The sequence below is a fragment of the Mesorhizobium sp. WSM2240 genome, assembly GCF_040438645.1.
Lineage (GTDB): Bacteria > Pseudomonadota > Alphaproteobacteria > Rhizobiales > Rhizobiaceae > Allomesorhizobium.
Genome location: NZ_CP159253.1, coordinates 770158 through 786889 on the forward strand (window position 1 = coordinate 770158; position 16732 = coordinate 786889).

At 60.5% G+C, this 16732-nt stretch carries 4 protein-coding genes and 11 pseudogenes; 8 read left to right on the forward strand and 7 right to left on the reverse strand.

Annotation, left to right across the window (positions count from 1 at the left end; genetic code table 11):
* Positions 1–32: 32 nt before the first annotated feature.
* Positions 33–857, forward strand: a pseudogene (locus ABVK50_RS03665) (IS1380 family transposase); the annotation flags it as partial.
* A gap of 151 nt (positions 858–1008) precedes the next feature.
* Here the strand turns inward: ABVK50_RS03665 and ABVK50_RS03670 are convergent.
* Positions 1009–1685 (reverse strand): annotated as a pseudogene (locus ABVK50_RS03670) (trehalose-6-phosphate synthase); the annotation flags it as partial.
* Positions 1686–1812: 127 nt separating this feature from the next.
* On the opposite strand from ABVK50_RS03670, the pseudogene ABVK50_RS03675 reads away from it, so the two are divergent.
* Positions 1813–1951: pseudogene (locus ABVK50_RS03675) on the forward strand (transposase domain-containing protein); the annotation flags it as partial.
* Between the two features lie 15 nt (positions 1952–1966).
* Positions 1967–2168: pseudogene (locus tag ABVK50_RS03680) on the forward strand (hypothetical protein); the annotation flags it as partial.
* Positions 2169–3353: 1185 nt separating this feature from the next.
* Here ABVK50_RS03680 and ABVK50_RS03685 read toward each other — a convergent pair.
* A pseudogene (locus ABVK50_RS03685) lies at positions 3354–4581 on the reverse strand (IS256 family transposase).
* Between the two features lie 409 nt (positions 4582–4990).
* On the opposite strand from ABVK50_RS03685, the pseudogene ABVK50_RS03690 reads away from it, so the two are divergent.
* Positions 4991–5077: pseudogene (locus tag ABVK50_RS03690) on the forward strand (IS6 family transposase); the annotation flags it as partial.
* Positions 5078–5139: 62 nt separating this feature from the next.
* Here ABVK50_RS03690 and ABVK50_RS03695 read toward each other — a convergent pair.
* Both ABVK50_RS03695 and ABVK50_RS03700 read right to left on the reverse strand, forming a co-directional pair.
* Positions 5140–6036 carry a HAMP domain-containing sensor histidine kinase gene (locus tag ABVK50_RS03695; RefSeq protein ID WP_353642769.1) on the reverse strand — a complete coding sequence of 299 codons (897 nt, stop codon included), beginning with the start codon at positions 6034–6036 and terminating at the stop codon, positions 5140–5142.
* 65 nt (positions 6037–6101) lie between these two features.
* Positions 6102–6461, reverse strand: a pseudogene (locus tag ABVK50_RS03700) (response regulator); the annotation flags it as partial.
* Positions 6462–7143: 682 nt separating this feature from the next.
* On the opposite strand from ABVK50_RS03700, the gene ABVK50_RS03705 reads away from it, so the two are divergent.
* From ABVK50_RS03705 to ABVK50_RS03715, 3 genes are all read left to right on the forward strand, one after another.
* Entirely contained in the window at positions 7144–8298 is a 1155-nt protein-coding gene (locus ABVK50_RS03705; protein ID WP_353642768.1) for an efflux RND transporter periplasmic adaptor subunit, read from the forward strand.
* A complete protein-coding gene (locus ABVK50_RS03710) occupies positions 8295–10235 on the forward strand; it encodes a MacB family efflux pump subunit (RefSeq protein WP_353642767.1) in 1941 nt (646 codons plus the stop codon). The genes ABVK50_RS03705 and ABVK50_RS03710 overlap by 4 nt, the downstream gene beginning before the upstream one ends.
* A 343-nt stretch (positions 10236–10578) precedes the next feature.
* Complete coding sequence (locus tag ABVK50_RS03715) at positions 10579–11973, forward strand: efflux transporter outer membrane subunit (RefSeq protein ID WP_353642766.1); 1395 nt, start codon at positions 10579–10581, stop codon at positions 11971–11973.
* Positions 11974–12398: 425 nt separating this feature from the next.
* Here ABVK50_RS03715 and ABVK50_RS03720 read toward each other — a convergent pair.
* Positions 12399–12842, reverse strand: a pseudogene (locus ABVK50_RS03720) (transposase); the annotation flags it as partial.
* Between the two features lie 68 nt (positions 12843–12910).
* On the opposite strand from ABVK50_RS03720, the pseudogene ABVK50_RS03725 reads away from it, so the two are divergent.
* Positions 12911–14239 (forward strand): annotated as a pseudogene (locus ABVK50_RS03725) (IS1182 family transposase); the annotation flags it as partial.
* A 107-nt stretch (positions 14240–14346) separates the two neighbouring features.
* Here the strand turns inward: ABVK50_RS03725 and ABVK50_RS03730 are convergent.
* Positions 14347–15105: pseudogene (locus ABVK50_RS03730) on the reverse strand (IS256 family transposase); the annotation flags it as partial.
* A 65-nt stretch (positions 15106–15170) separates the two neighbouring features.
* Positions 15171–16411: pseudogene (locus ABVK50_RS03735) on the reverse strand (NAD-dependent succinate-semialdehyde dehydrogenase); the annotation flags it as partial.
* Positions 16412–16732 lie beyond the last annotated feature (321 nt).

Sequence of the window (16732 nt, forward strand, 5' to 3'; positions counted from 1 at the left end):
TGATGCTGCGGTAGCGGGCCGTTCCACCTCATCATTACGACGAGCGCTGCTTCCTGCCGATCCACATCTATGACGCCGCGACCGGACGTCCGGTCGCCATGATCCTGCGTCCTGGCAAGACCCCGACGGGCAAGGAGATCCGCGGGCATCTGCGCCGGCTTGTCCGGCGCATCCGCGCCCGCTGGCCGGCCACCCGCATCCTGGTCCGCGGCGACGGCCACTATGGCCGGGCCGAGGTCATGGCCTGGTGCGAGAACAATGCGCTCGACTACCTCTTCGGATTGCCCGGCAACAAGGTTCTCCAGCGTCTCGTCGATGAAGCCGCCGACGACATCCGCACCCGGCGCGCGCTCGAGCAAAAGCCGGTGCTGCGCGGCTATGCCGAGACCCGATACAAGGCGAAATCCTGGAAGACGCAACGTCGCGTCTGCGCCCGCATCGAGGCAACCATCCGCGGCCTCGACATCCGCTTCGTCGTCACCAATCTCGACAAAGGCTCCGCCGCGCATGTCTACGATGTGCTCTACTGCGCCCGCGGCCAGGCCGAAAACCTGATCAAGATGCACAAGAGCCAGCTTGCCTCCGACCGCACCAGCTGCCGCTCACCGATTGCCAACCAGGTGCGCCTCGTCCTGCACACCGCCGCATACTGGCTGATGCTCACCCTGCGCGAGGCGGTGCCCACAACCGATCATCTCAGCAACGCCGAGTTCGCCACGCTGCGGCTCAAGCTCCTCAAGCTCGGCGCCCGCGTCATCGAAACCGTCTCGCGCATCCGCCTCGCCTTCGCCGCCGCCTGTCCCGAGGCCAGCCTGTTCCGACAAATAGCTCTCACGCTGCAGCCCGCAGGACCATGAGCGCCGGGGCATCAAAGCCCCGCCCAAACCCAAACCTTGACCCTCCAGCGCGTTCCAAAGTCCAGTCTCAACTGCGGTGAAAAAGACGCCTCACACCTGCATGACCGAACGCTCAGCGGTGCTCGAACCACAAGGCTCATGAATAGGACGGGTTAGGTACCCGCTCCATAATCTCAGGTGCTGGCCATGGCGTATGTATGAAGAAGCCGATCGGCCGGTTGAGGCCGAACTTATGTATATCAACGCCAGAAGGAGGAAATGATAATCATGAACCCAGAATGCGTCCCGATCCCTCAAATCGAATGCCGCGCGCGCCATGAAGGCGCTGACCTCGCGATAGCTTTCATAATGCTCTTCCGAGCCCGAGATCCGGTCACGCAGCGAGTGCAACGCTGGCCATAGCGTCGAGTTCGCAAAACCCCGGTAGTAACCAGGAAAGTGCGCGGCGGGCAGGTCGAGCGTCGCGATATGACCTTCGCCCTGCTGCGCGAGGTCCAAGGGGCCCTCATTGCCAGCGCCTAATTTGCCCGAGGACCCAATCCAGACGGCACCGGAACGTTCCACGACGGGTTCGAGGGCCGCGGCTAACCCGCCCGTCTTGGGTTGATCGGGGTCAAAAGTCGCAACGCGGTTCGAAATGACGACAAGCTTTGGCTGCTGGGTTGCCTCACCGGTATGGTCAATTTGCAGGGCAGAGCCAAGACAAGGGGAAGGATATGCACTGGAGTCTTGCGTACACTGCTGTGCTGCATCGCGCAGATGCTGGTCAAACGCTGCGTGTTGCATGGCTGAGGCTGCCGCGTGCACAGTGTTATTGATTCTGTCCATTTTCAATCTCCGCCGTAAGCGCCTTGCCGATCCCCTGTGCGACTTGGCCTGATGCTTTGCGAAACTTCCAGGGCATGAGCTACTCGATTCGGCTTTGAGGATGGCCGTCGACATGAGCCTGCAGGAGACCAGTGGCGGTGGGCGGACAGGGGCTACTATGGCAACGTTGATTGCCACCGCCAGAATCAATCGGGTCGATCCCAAGCCTGGCTTATCAAACCCTCGAGCGCATGGCCAACCGCCGACCCAACAGCGACATCGACGCCACGGAACTACCAGAGCTGAACGGCCGGAGCCGCCGGCTTACAACAAAGACAACTGATGCCGCTGTTGTGACTTGGCTTGTCGCGCTACGATGCTGAACTCGCGCTGCCGCCCGTGACCATTGCGGAGATACCTTTCGGTATGCAGAAGATCCAGCTTGATGAGCGTGCTAATCGAATAGAGCAGGGACTTTCTAGCCGGCGACGTCGACTTGCCGAAACGCGCGTCGGTCAGCGTCACGGTGCGATGTTCTGCTCCGGCTCGACCGGGTTGCTGCGGGTCAAATCAGGACCCGCAGCAACCTTCCATGGCTTACTCGGGCTGCAGATACCGCACGCACCGAATATACAACTCCTCAGCAGACACACTCTTAGATTGCCTAAGTACGCATTCGCGGACGGCGGCGCTGCGGTCGTCGTTGGGGGCGGCCGGAGCTGGAGCGGTCATCACCAGGGCCAGCGCGGTCGCAGCAAGCATCGTGCGCGGCCAGTCAGACCGAAATTTCGTCGAGGGCTTCCGGAGGCCCGCGGCGGCAGTATCGTTTGATGGGGTAACCATTTTACGTCTTCCTTTTGGTTCATTACATTCTTGCGGATGATCCGGCGTCGTTTGCCATTCGGCGATCGGGCACGTCGGACGGTATTCATAAGGTCTGCTAGTTCATAAGGTCTCCTGGTTGGTTGTTCCAATAACAACCCTTCTGACAGCCCTAGCTGACAGCAGCCTGAAGCTGCCGGCGATTTGCGCGGCGATCCTGCGTGGGGTCAGTTCCTGTCGATAAGAGAAATGTTGCCATCGACCTCCGGGCTCAGCACTTGATGAGAGACAAGGCCAAAGGTTGTTGATCTGTTGATCTGGCGAAGAGCGTCGGGCGAGAGAACGTACAACGCGATACTTATAGCACCGGCTCTCATGTACGACATAGTCGAAGATCGATATGACGAGTGCAGGTGTAAGCGCCTGATGCTTCGATGAGGCCGCGGCATACTGGTCCGCGCCATGGATTCGGATGGGCTCACGCCTTCGGTGACGTCACGGCCGAACAGAGCCTCGCGTTCGCCGGCGGCAAGGTGCTCATCGTCGAAGATTTGCCGTCGCCAAGGATGTACTTGTCGGCGAGGCAGCTTTCGACGTGGGCATCGCTACCAACGCGAAGGTCGCCCTGTCCTGTACCGGCCAGTTTAGGGCGACTGAGCGACAACGGCATCAGGGCAGATCTAACAGTTAGATGTTGATGGCAGACCGGCGCCTCATCGCGAGGTCACTGCCCTGACGCGGTTCTTGCTGGCACCGCACCGGAGCACGAAGTCATCAGATGCGCCTCCAGCTGCAGTGCGTGGCTCACATGAAAACTGCGTTCACCTCCGAGCCCTTTGGCTCCGCGCAGGGTTGTGTGCGTCAAGTTCAGCAAATTGGGCGGCCCGGAAGCTGGTATGCGGCTTGGCGAAGAGCGAGCTTCTTGTGCTCGCGCAGATCGTCCATGTTGATGTAACGGTTGGCCTCCATCCAGTTTTCGTTGGTTTCGACGGCGAGCGCGCGCACCAGACGCAGGCAGCTCTCGGTATTGGGGAAGATGCGCACGACATAGGTGCGCCGGCGGATCTCCTCGTTGAGGCGCTCCAGCATGTTCGTGCTCTTCAAGTGCTTGTGGTGCTGGCGCGGCAGCCGGAAGAAGGTCAGCGTCTGCTCGATGTTCTCCTCGACCCAGGCGGTGAGCCGGGGATAGCGCGCCGCCCATTTGGCCAGCCACGCGGCGAGGTCGACCTTGGCTTCGGCAAGGTCGCGCCGGTCGTAGAGCCATCTGAGCTCTTGCAGGCAGTCGTCGCCGTGCTTTCTCGGCAGGTGATCGAGGGCGTTCCTGAGGAAGTGCACGTACGTAACAGCGCTGCCAGGCGGCTTCCGGGACGACCTCGCCGATCGCCGCGACGAGGCCGGCATGGTCGTCGGAGACCACCAGTTCGACACCCTTGAGGCCGCGTGCCTTGAGCGCGACGAGGAAGTCCTTCCAGGCCGACCGGCTCTCGCGGCCGGCCATGTCGACGGCCAGGATCTGGCGCCGCCCGTCCCAGTCGATGCCGACGGCGATCAGCACGGCCTGGCTCATCACCACGCCAGCCTCGCGCACCTTCTCGTAGCGGGCGTCGAGGATGAGATAGGGAAAGGGCTCGTGAAGCGGGCGCTCGGCAAATGCCTTGAGGCTTTCGTCCAGCCGCTTGTTGATGGCCGAGATCGCCGAGGCCGAGAAGGCATGGCCGCACAGTTCCTCGGTGATGGCCTTGACCTTCCTCGTCGACACACCCTGCACATACATCTCCGCCAAGGTCGCCACCAAGGCCCGCTCCGAACGCTGATAGCGCTCGAATAATTCGGTGGAGAAGTGGCCGGAGCGGTCCTGCGGCACGCGCAATTCCAGCTTGCCGACCCGGGTGATCAGCGTGCGTCCGTAATGGCCCGAGCGATAGCCGAGCCGCTCCGGCGTGCGCTCGCCCTTCGACGCGCCAAGCGCCTCATCCATCTCGGCTTCGAGCACTTCCTGCAGCACCGCGCGGATCACCTCGCGCAGCCCATCCGGGCTCTGAAGCAGAATGTCTTTGACGGCGGCGCTGGCGGACTTACCTTCTGTCTTGGTCATGGTGGCGTTCCTCGCGAGGGAATCAGGTGACGTTGAACATCACCAGCCTGCCATGACCGCCCCTCCTAGCGAATTTGCAGAACTCTCAGCACACTACCGCGCAGGTCGAACGCACAACAGCCTGCCGCCAGGAGCGTCTGTCCGTCAAATGCAATCGGCGTCATCCATCGACAGAGACACACGAGGCATCCTGATGAAGCTTGGCGATTTATGCTGTCTGCGCGCAGCGCGGGTCAGGCCTCGCTGAGTCGTATAAGTCAGCGGCGACGAAGCCGCTCGCGGGTAAGCCCTCTGAAGGGCTGAAGCGAGCGAGCGGCGTGGCGGTGCCATCAATATTCCCCGGTAACGATCCGTGTCGCTTCCCTCGAACTGCCCCGGAGATGGTGGCGGCAATTGCCGCCGCTGTCCTGGCATCGAAAAGGTCCACATGACGCGTAGGCAACAGGCGAGATACGCCTTCAATCGGAACCCATCCTTGAAACAGTTCGCCATTCTCGTGCCTGACCAGCAGCGCACAATGTTCCATACGCCCAACTTAGTTGTTGCAATAAACCAAAGTCATTCAGGGAATCGAATAATCGCCTCAAAACCATCCTCGCGACCGCGGGCAGGGGAGGCGAATTCAAGACGGGCACCCATCCGCTCGATAAACATATTAGCGATGTGGAGACCAAGGCCTGAGCCCGCCGCTGGCGTCGCACCACGCCAAAATCGCTTTGTTAAATTTTCAAGATCTGAGGGGGGCACTGCCGGTCCCGCGTTTGCGATGGCGATGGTTCCGTCACTACGGACGGAGATTGTTATTGGAGCGTCGGGCAGTCCATGTGTGAGCGCGTTCTCTATCAGGTTACGAAGGGGGAAAGCAAACGCATCGACGGCCACTTTGCGCATCAACGCGGGGCAGCCGTCGACGTCGAGGATTAGCCGTCCGGCATATTCCGACTTTCGCCCGAAGTCCTCAACGAACAGCCGGACCGCCGGGACGAGATCGATTGCGTGGTCTACGATGCCGATATTTGATGCGGCCCGCGCGAATTGAAGCAGGTTCTCGATGCGATGGGCGAGGCTCGACAGCAATTCCTCGATGCCGTGCGCCCGCGCTTTCGCCGCACCCTGGGGAAGCACGGCCACTAACCTCTGCGTCTGGGCGAGCGCGCCTGCGACTGGCGTGCGCAGTTCATGTGCACAAATTGCGGCGAACTCGCTTTCGTCATCGTAGGCCGTCCGCAGACGTTCGAGTAGGCGGTTGAAGGAGGCGGCGGTGGTGTCCAATTCAACCGGGAGATCGATGATTCCTATCGGTGAGAGATTGCCGCCGTCGCGCAATCCGATCTCCCGCCGCAATACTTCGATGGGCGCCAGCGACCGCCGGGTCACGACCCAGATGACAGCCACATTAAAGGGCATGAGCAGGGGGATCGAAACGAAGAGAGAAAAGGAAAGGGTATCTTTCATCCAGGTGAGATACTCGTCGCCCCCGGGCGGACGGTTGCCGCGATGCGCGCCGATGGCGGGGAGTGCTTATGGCGACGCGCCACGGCATGAATGCGCGCGGAGAGTTCGCCAAGATCGAACGGCTTGATCAGATAGTCGTCGGCTCCCACGTTGAGCACGTAGATGCGATCCGAGACCTGATCGCGAGCTGTCAGGATGATGACCGGCGTCGAATCAAACCGCTTGGTCATCTCCCGCAGGTAGTCTACGCCGCTGCCGTCTGGCAGGCGAATGTCGAGCAGGATAAGCTTGTAGGTCACCGAAGCTGTGAAGTCCCGCGCTTGGGACAGGGTCTTGGCCCAGTCGACCGCGTGGCCACCAGCCGCCACATGTTCGCGAACAGCACTGCCAATGGCCTGGTCGTCTTCAATGAGCAGCATTCGCATTCGGTGTTCCGATCTTCCAGGTCGAGCGTGAGACTCTTGCCTTATTGGTGGAACCTGAAGCTAAGCTGAACCGCCGTGGCGAAAAATATCCGGGGGCTTTCAGGTTGCTGTCAGTTGCAGGTGCCAGAAAGGGCGTGATTCGAACAACCGATTAGAGGCCCATTATGAACGCCGTCTTGATCTCGGCAGTTTTTCTCAATGTGACCGCCGTCGTCCCTGCACTGCCAAGCTGGAAATATGATGTGCCGATCGCCGGATGGCAATCCCGCGAAGCGCGAGGATCTCGTTCGCGCCATTGAACATTGCATGTATGCGCGCCACCAACCGTGCGTCGCTTATCAGGAAACCGTCACCGGAATGCGGCCAAAGCAAAAGCGCAAAAGTCGCAAATGCACCGAAAGCAGCGTTTTTCGGGCCATCCTTATCTTCGGTCCCATGGCGTTAGCCCTGGGCCTGCTTCTGCTAATTATCTCGGAAAGGGACAACAAATGCTCGGCCGCTGCTTCGCCACCGTGGTCATCTCTCGGTATCCGCGCTCGCGATCATGTTTTTCGCGCTGGGTGCAGCCTCTCAAAATAAGCTCCTGCCGGAGCCAATCTCGTTCGAGTCGGTCGACTAGAGGCAATGGCGCCTCCGTCGCACGGCACAGCAGAAACAATTTGTTCTGAAAGAGGAGGTGAGTGTGCTGAAGAGTAAGACAAGAGCGCTTGTCTGCGGCTTGGGGATCGCCCCGGTGGTGTTTGCCATCGCATCGGCGACCGGCGCTTTCGAACACAAAACGCGCGATCCTGTCCCCACGGAACGTGTGGTACTCGGCTCAGTCGAAGAGACCGTCCTTGTGAACGGCGTTTTAGAACCTCTCCGTATGGTTGACGTCGGCGCCGAAGGATCGGGCCAATTGAAGGCACTGCATGTAAAACTGGGCCAAACGATCAAGGCTGGCGACTTGATCGCCGAAATTGACGCTCCGAAACGGCAGTACGAACTACTTACTGCCCAAGCCAATCTCGCCACCGCCAACGCGAGCCGCAAGGCAGCCGGAATACGACTGAAAGCGGCCGAAGTGGTCTTCCGGAGAAAGAAGACTCTGAGCGCGAACAAGGCAGTATCGACCGCCGAGCTGGAGAAAGCGCAAGCGGATGTTTTTGAGGAGGAGGCGCGCGTCGAGGAGCTGGAAGCGCAGATCGCTGAGAAGACGATCGTCGTGCAGCAAGCTCGCGCAGCCCTGGACAATACGAAGGTCAGCGCGCCCATGGACGGCGTCGTTGTTGATGTGGTGACTAAAGAAGGTGAGATGCTGAACAGAGATCGGGCGCCGACGATCGTGGTTCTTGCGCAGCTCGACGTCATGCAGGTGAAGCTGAAGATATCCGAAATCGACATCGCCCGTGTAAAGCCGGGCCAAAATGTCCGCTTCACAATCCCGGGCACTCGAGCCACTCGTTCAGGCGCACTGGAACAGATCGCGCCCGCGCCTCCAGGGATTGCGTCCAGCACTGGGTCCAATACAGATACGGAAACCAGGGCCCAGCCGATCTATTACAACGGTTTCTTTGCCACCCCGAACCCGGAAGGGCGGCTTCGGCCGATGATGACCACAACGGTTACGGTCATTTTAGGCCACGCCCAAAACGTACCCCTCGTGGCATGGTCGGCTCTGACTGAGAACGATGCGCAAGGTCGCTACCGTGTGCAGGTTCGCACGCCAACCGGCGAACTCTCGGAGCGCCTAGTCACAATAGGTCTGACTGACAAGATCAAGACGCAGGTGCTCGATGGCCTCTCTGTTGGTGACGAAGTCGTCATCCCTGCCGACCAAGTCGCGGTGATGAAATGAGCGCACTCCTCGAAATCGAGAACGTTTCGCGGGTTTTTCATGCCGGAGACGAGACGATTATGGCGCTGGCGGGCGTCGGCCTTTCCATTGCGAGTGGCGAACTAGTGGCGATTGTTGGCGCAAGCGGTTCGGGAAAAACGACGCTTATGAACATCCTAGGCTGCTTGGATCAGCCGACTTCTGGTGACTATCGCGTCGGCGGCCGCAGCGTTGCCGGCTTGACCGCGGACGACCTTGCGGAGTTGAGACGGGAACACTTCGGCTTCATCTTCCAACACTATCATCTTCTCGGAACGCTGAACGCGGCCGAGAACGTGGCGATGCCTGCAGTGTATGCCGGCCTCGACGCCGGCTCGCGCCGGGAAAGATCGACATCTCTTCTGCGCAGACTGGATCTCGGTGATCGTCTCAACCACCATCCGAACCAGCTGTCCGGAGGCCAGCAACAGAGGGTCTCAATTGCCCGCGCTTTGATGAACGGCGGCCGCATCATACTCGCCGACGAGCCGACGGGGGCGCTAGATAGCAAGAGCGGCGAAATTGTGATCGATATCCTGAAGGAACTTCATGCCGAGGGTCATACGATCATCATCGTGACTCACGACCTGGCGATCGCAAGTCACGCTGACCGCATTATCGAAATCCGGGAGGGGGTAATCCTCTCCGATCGCCGGACTCGCGACCGGAACACCGATGGGCCGCTGACGTTCCACGAAAGCAGGCCGGTCGGTGCGCTCTCGGCCTTCTGGCGCCGCCTCGTGGAAGCCTTGCCGATGGCGATACGATCTATGGCCGCCGATCGCATGCGTACCTTCCTCACAATGCTCAGCATCATTATCGGCATAGCGGCGGTCGTGGCGGTCGTCGGTATCGGTGAGGGCGCACGTCAGAAGCTGCTAAGCCAGCTGGAAGGATTTGGACCCAATAGCATGATGATCTATCCCCGGCGCGATGTCGAGGACGCCGCTTCGAGCAGCACGACCCTGGTCGTCTCGGATGCTGACGCGCTTGCCGACCAACCCTACATCGACAGCGTAACCCCGGTGGTCTCGACATCCGCAGCAATTCGCTTTGGACGCATCTACGGCGAGGCGACCGTCACCGGCGCCGGCCAGGATTATCTTCGGATCAACGCGCTCAAGCTGCTAAAAGGCTCATTCTTTTCACCCGAGGCCATCTCTGAGCGCCGCCAGGAAGCGGTGATTGACGACAGGACGGCCGCACATCTCTTTCCTAACGGCGAATCGCCACTCGGCAAGATCTTCCTGATCGAGCAGGTTCCCGTCGTAATTATCGGCGTTTTTGCGCAAGCACCGGGATTACGGTTTCTCCGTATGGAGGTCATACTTCCTTATACGGCCATGAATGGCAGACTGCAGGATGCCGGAACGAGTCTTGACTCGCTGGCGGTACGGGTCGCCGATTCTGTCGACACGACCGTCGCCGAGCGCGCCGTCACCGGCCTGGTGACTCGTCGGCACGGCACAAAGGACTTCTCAGTTGTCAACATCGACCATGCGCGTAAGACGGCGGAGCGCGCATCTCAGACAATGTGGCAGCTGATCTCCTCCGTGGCTGTGATCTCGCTGGTTGTCGGAGGCATTGGTGTCATGAACATCATGCTGGTCTCCATCACGGAACGCACCCACGAGATCGGCTTGCGCATGGCCGTGGGAGCGCGCCGCATCGACATCATGTTTCAGTTCCTGATTGAAGCCATCACAATCTGCATAGCCGGTTCAATTCTCGGCGTGGCACTGGCGCTCGGCGCCGCATCCGTGGTCGGCGGACCGGGCAGCGAGTTCCCGATCATCATCTCCGTCAATGCGATTGCCGCTGCCTGCCTAGTTGCGTTCTGGACCGGCCTGACCTTCGGCTTCCTTCCCGCCCTCAAGGCTGCTCGCCTGAATCCCGTAGACGCGCTGTCAAGAAACTGAAAAATGACGCTCGTTAGACTGATCTTACCTTGTCCCCCTTGTCTTGCTGCGCCGGTTGCACCAGCCTGTCAAGTACACGTCCTGGCCTCGAACTCCTTGCGGAGACCACCCGCTGGTCGGCCGCTGCGGTAGCAGGTGCTGTCCAGGCCAGCGCAGACCTTTGCGGGCTGGCGTTCGGTATCCCAATCTCGACAAGCTGTCGAGAAAAACGAGGATGTCCTCTCGCGGCTGCTTGCGCTGATCACTTCCCTCCCTAGCACTTTGCATTCGCATGACCTTCGGCTTCCTCCCCCGTAACGCCTCGCGTCTTGATCACATAGACGCGTTCTCAAAGAGACTGAAAATGAAGCTCGTCAGACTGATCGTACCCGGTTCCGTTGTCTTGCTCGCAGGTTGCAGCCTGTCGAGCACATATCTTCGTCCCGAACTCCCAGCCGGGCCACGCTGGTCGACCCCTGGAGCCGCGGCGGCTGTGCAGGTCAGCGCAGACCGCTGGTGGACGGCGTTCGGCGATCCCAATCTCGACAAGCTTGTCGACGAGATCACCCGCAGAGACAACAATGTCCTACTCGCGGCCGCTGGCGCTCATCGTGCCCGACTGCACGCCGATATCGCCGCAAATACTTTGTTCCCCAAGCTGAACGGCGGCATCAGCATACACAAGGACGGAAAGGCGACCACATCGGCGTCGACTTCTACTGGGGTGTCCTATGAGATCGATCTGTGGGGCAAGCTGTCAGCACAGAGGGACAAGGCGGACTTTGAGGCCCAAGCGACAGCGGAAGATTACGAAGCTGCGCGCCTGGTCGCTATCGGCAAAACCGTTGAGACGTACTTCAGGATCGCGTACGCCAATCAGTTGCTCGCGTCAGCGCAAACCAGCCTTGCTGAAGCCAAGCAGACTCGGGCGCTTGTGCGCACCCAGATGGCGGCCGGTGCGGTCTCCGACCTAGAACTCAGGCTGGCCGAGCAGAAGGTCGAGCAGCACGCAGCGACGGTTTCGCAGATGAAGCAGGCACGCCTTGTCCTACGGAACTCCCTTATTGTGCTCTTGAATGGAGAACCCAATCCTGTTCCAGAGCCGCAGCGCCTGCCAAGTAAGAAGCTGCCCCAACTCCAGGCTGGTCTGCCGGCCGACCTGCTCGCCCGTCGCCCAGACTTGCGAGCCGCAGAGGCAAGGCTGCGTGCCACACTGAAAGGCGTTGACGCAACTCGGGCCAGTTTCTATCCGGGGATTTCGCTCACCGGCAGTCTCAGCACCAGCAGCCCGCAATTGCTCGCGTTCATCACCAATCCCGCCGCGGCATTAGGTGCAAGCGTTGCTTTGTCATTCCTCAACCTCAAGGACATGAAGCTGAGTATCGCGGTCTCCAGGGCTGAGTTTGACGAAGCGGTCCTGAATTTTCGCACCACCTTGCTCACGGCCTTCTCCGAAGTTCGCACTGCACTCGGTGCTCGGGCCGACTATGCCGAACAGGTTCAACGCCGCCGCAATGTGCTAGCGGCCGCGAAGGAGATTGAGCAGCTGGAAGAGGCTCGTTACCGGTCGGGTGACATCAGCTTCAGCAGTTGGCTTGCGGCCCAGGAGGGCCGCCGCGCAGCAGAGACAGCGCTGGGCGGTATCCGCCTCGAGCAGTTGCTCAATGAATCGAAGCTGTACCGTATCCTGGGCGGCAGTGCCGCCACGACCGGACCGGACCGCCAGAGAACCGCGGCGGAGCCAACGTCTGCCCCCTAAAACCTGGCATTGCGCCCAAGCCGACATTCATGATCACGGCAGCGGACGGCTTGCAGCCAGACCCCTCGCAAACGACATCCCGTTGCCTGAGATAGCCGGCAAGGGCCGCCAGACGCTCGCAAGCTTGTCCAGCGTCACATGCTGCCCCTGCGAGTAGGCATACGGTTTGTCTCGTCGAGAGATACATCCACCAGGGTGGTACTTCACAATTGCGTCTGCTCGGCTTGCAGAGCCACACCTCAGCTCCCCATCGAGGAGCGGTCCTACAATTCACATACTCAGAGATCGCTCGCTGTACTACACGGTCTGCGAAGCGCTGAAGCAGATGCTTTAGATGCCGGCCATGCAGATGTATTTCATTTCGAAGTAGTCCTCGAGCCGGTTGTGTGCGTCAAGTTCAGCAAATTGGGCGGCCATGAAGCTGGTCACGCGGCTTGGCGAAGAGCGAGCTTCTTGTGCTCGCGCAGATCGTCCATGTTGATGTAACGGTTGGCCTCCATCCAGTTTTCGTTGGTTTCGACGGCGAGCGCGCGCACCAGACGCAGGCAGCTCTCGGTATTGGGGAAGATGCGCACGACATAGGTGCGCCGGCGGATCTCCTCGTTGAGGCGCTCCAGCATGTTCGTGCTCTTCAAGTGCTTGTGGTGCTGGCGCGGCAGCCGGAAGAAGGTCAGCGTCTGCTCGATGTTCTCCTCGGCCCAGGCGGTGAGCCGGGGATAGCGCGCCGCCCATTTGGCCAGCCACGCGGCGAGGTCGACCTTGGCTTCGGCAAGGTCGCGCCGGTCGTAGAGCCATCTGAGCTCTTGCAGGCAGTCGTCGCCGTGCTTTCTCGGCAGGTGATCGAGGGCGTTCCTGAGGAAGTGCACGTAGGGGCTGTTGAAGAAGTCTCCTCCTGCTGATTCAATTGAGAAATCGTTGATTCTCTGGAGGGTTCGCGATGCTGGGACGGAAGGAGCGCGATCAGCTTGAGCTATTCATGACTGGCTCGCTGCGGCAGCTTGTTCCTGATGATCATATACTCGCGCGGGTCGACCGTGTGCTGGATCTGTCCTGGCTGCGCGACGAGGTGGCGAACCTCTACTGCACCGACAATGGCCGCCCGGGCATTGATCCTGAGGTTGCGGTCCGGCTGATGCTCGCAGGTTTCCTTCTTGGAATTGTGCATGACCGCCGGCTGATGCGGGAGGCGCAGGTCAACATCGCGATCCGGTGGTTTGTCGGCTACGGCCTCCATGAAGCATTGCCCGATCATTCTTCTTTGACGAGAATCCGCCAGCGCTGGGGTGAAGAACGGTTCCAGCGGATTTTTGAGCGCACTGTACAAGCCTGTATCGACGCCAAAATCGCCAAGGGCGAAGTCATTCATGTCGATGCTTCGCTAATCCGCGCCGACGTCAGCTGGGATAGCTTGGCGGTGCGCCATCTTGAGGCGGTGAGCGCGGCGAATGCAGATGCGGAGGCAGCGATCAGAAAAAGCCGCAAGACAGGAAAGTTCAAAAAAGTCTGCATCACGGATCCGGATGCCAGCATGGCGACAAACGCCCGCAACCGCCGTCTGGAGCCCGCCTACAAACAGCATACCATCGTCGATGATCTGCGCGGGGTGGTTCTCGATGTTGCCGTGACCACCGGGGAGATCAACGAGGGACAGATGATCGTCGAACGGATCGAAGCCGCCATGGAGTCGACCGGGTTATCTGTTAGCACCGTCACTGCCGATGCCGGCTATGCCTACGCGAAAGTGTTCGGAGCGTTCGAGCGTCGCGGCATTGATGCGTTGATCCCGGCCAAGGCAGAGCCGATCCGTAGCCCGGTCCCGCTTCGCCGCTTCCGCTACGATGCCAAGCACGACATACTGAAGTGTCCGCGGGGAAAGATCCTACGTCCGACTAGGCCGGTGAAGCACGGCCGCTTCTTCTATTCGCGCTCCAGTGAGTGCGCCGGTTGCGACCTTGCCTCCCTGTGTCTTTCCAAGGGGCGCGTCAACAAAGCGGTTGTTGTGGGTGACGATTATCCCGCGCTGTTGAGAGCGCGCAGGCGTCGAGAGCGATGGTCGGAGGAGGATCAACGTCTCTACCAACGCCACCGGTGGCGCTCGGAAGGCTTCCATGGCGAGGCGAAGAACTGGCACGGCCTGGCCCGAGCGATCCGACGGGGTCTCGCCAATATGAAGATCCAAGCCTACCTCACCGCAGCGGCGGTGAACCTGAAGCGGCTGGCTGCCGCTTTGTTTGACCGATTCCTGGGATTGTTGCTGTTGATGCGCCCTCTGAAGCTCGTTGACGAGACCTGACGAGGGCATCCGGCAGTTCTGACATCAAAACCGCCGTTGTCTCGGATCAAATGTGGGAAACCCGGCTTTCTCAACAGCCCCACGTAACAGCGCTGCCAGGCGGCTTCCGGGACGACCTCGCCGATCGCCGCGACGAGGCCGGCATGGTCGTCGGAGACCACCAGTTCGACACCCTTGAGGCCGCGTGCCTTGAGCGCGACGAGGAAGTCCTTCCAGGCCGACCGGCTCTCGCGGCCGGCCATGTCGACGGCCAGGATCTGGCGCCGCCCGTCCCAGTCGATGCCGACGGCGATCAGCACGGCCTGGCTCATCACCACGCCAGCCTCGCGCACCTTCTCGTAGCGGGCGTCGAGGATGAGATAGGGAAAGGGCTCGTGAAGCGGGCGCTCGGCAAATGCCTTGAGGCTTTCGTCCAGCCGCTTGTTGATGGCCGAGATCGCCGAGGCCGAGAAGGCATGGCCGCACAGTTCCTCGGTGATGGCCTTGACCTTCCTCGTCGACACACCCTGCACATACATCTCCGCCAAGGTCGCCACCAAGGCCCGCTCCGAACGCTGATAGCGCTCGAATAATTCGGTGGAGAAGTGGCCGGAGCGGTCCTGCGGCACGCGCAATTCCAGCTTGCCGACCCGGGTGATCAGCGTGCGTCCGTAATGGCCCGAGCGATAGCCGAGCCGCTCCGGCGTGCGCTCGCCCTTCGACGCGCCAAGCGCCTCATCCATCTCGGCTTCGAGCACTTCCTGCAGCACCGCGCGGATCACCTCGCGCAGCCCATCCGGGCTCTGAAGCAGAATGTCTTTGACGGCGGCGCTGGCGGACTTACCTTCTGTCTTGGTCATGGTGGCGTTCCTCGCGAGGGAATCAGGTGACGTTGAACATCACCAGCCTGCCATGACCGCCCCTCCTAGCGAATTTGCAGAACTCTCAGCACACTACCCTCGAGCCCGTGGCGGGAACCCTCTCGCCCGATGCCGGATTGCTTCATCCCGCCGAAAGGCGCAGCCTCCGAGGACATGCGTCCCGTGTTGATGCCCACCATGCCATATTCCAACGCCTCCGCCACACGCCAGACACGCTTCAGGTTTGAGGCGTAAAAATAGACGGCGAGGCCGTAGATCGTGTCGTTGGCCTCACGCACAACCTGATCCGAATCGTCGAAGCGAATGATCGGTGCCACCGGTCCAAATGTCTCCTCTTGCGCGACGGTCATCTCCCTTGAGATACCCGTGAGGACGGTCGGCTGGAAAAAGTACCTTCCTTGCCGATGCGATTGCCTCCGCACTGGACGGTACCGCCTTTCTGGACGGCATCGGCGATATGGGATTCGATCTTGACCAGAGCATGCCTGTCGATCAGCGGTCCGATAGCCACGCCTGGATCGAAGCCGTCACCGACCGAAAGGTGGCGGACTTTCTCCACGAATTTGTCGACGAACTCATCGTGAACGCTCGACTGGACATACAGGCGGTTTGCGGAAACGCAGGTCTGCCCGGCATTGCGGAACTTCGCCTGGATCGCACCGTCAACTGCAGCATCAACGTCGGCATCGTCGAAGACGATGAACGGCGCATTGCCGCCGAGTTCAAGGCTGACCTTCTTGATCTGGTCCGAGCACCGGCGCATCAGCAGCCGGCCGATCTCGGTCGAGCCGGTGAAACTGATCTTGCGGACCTTGGGATTGGAACAGAGCTCGCCGCCGACCGCATCGCCTTCGGAAGCATAGATCAGGTTGACGACGCCTTCGGGAAAGCCAGCCTGATGGGCGAGGGCGAACATTGCGCCAGCCACCAGCGGCGTCTGCTCAGCAGGCTTGAGCACGATCGTGCAGCCGGCCGCCAGAGCCGGCGAGATCTTGCGCGCCACCATCGAGGCTGGGAAGTTCCATGGCGTGATCGTGCCGACGACGCCGATCGGCTGCTTGATCACCATCATGCGACGGTCTATCGACGGTGCGGAGATCGTCTCGCCATAGATGCGATTGGCCTCTTCGGCGTACCATTGCAGGTACGCGGCCGCATGCGAAACCTCGGACCTGGCTTCGGCGAGCGGCTTGCCCATTTCCGCTGTAAGAATCGCAGCGAGATCGCCGGCGTGGTCGACGATCAACTGATGCCATCGCCACAGAACGTCCCTGCACTCTCGGGCGGCCGCCATCCAGGCAGCGACCACCGTGCCCAACCAAAGGGAAAAAATGCTATGAATTCATTTCGTCGATGACTGGCGGTTCTCATTCGGTGACAACCGAACAATGGACATCGGCTTCCCACCTCAACTGAGTACATACTGGCGGCCTGCGCCTAGTAGCTGAGGGAAACCCCGATCGGCGTCGCTCCCACCGAAGGGAGGCTGGGATGATGCGGAAGCGGACCACGGTCCGGCGAATCGGCCGCCTGAACCGGCAAATGCAGGCCCGCGAAACCGTTCCGCGGGCCTTTAGACAAATCCCATTCAACACCGAAACCGGAT

Excerpts from the sequence above, each read along its gene's own strand:
- ABVK50_RS03695 (WP_353642769.1), bottom strand. The coding sequence starts at position 6,036 with ATGAAAGATACCCTTTCCTTTTCTCTCTTCGTTTCGATCCCCCTGCTC.
- ABVK50_RS03710 (WP_353642767.1), top strand. The coding sequence starts at position 8,295 with ATGAGCGCACTCCTCGAAATCGAGAACGTTTCGCGGGTTTTTCATGCC.
- ABVK50_RS03715 (WP_353642766.1), top strand. The coding sequence starts at position 10,579 with ATGAAGCTCGTCAGACTGATCGTACCCGGTTCCGTTGTCTTGCTCGCA.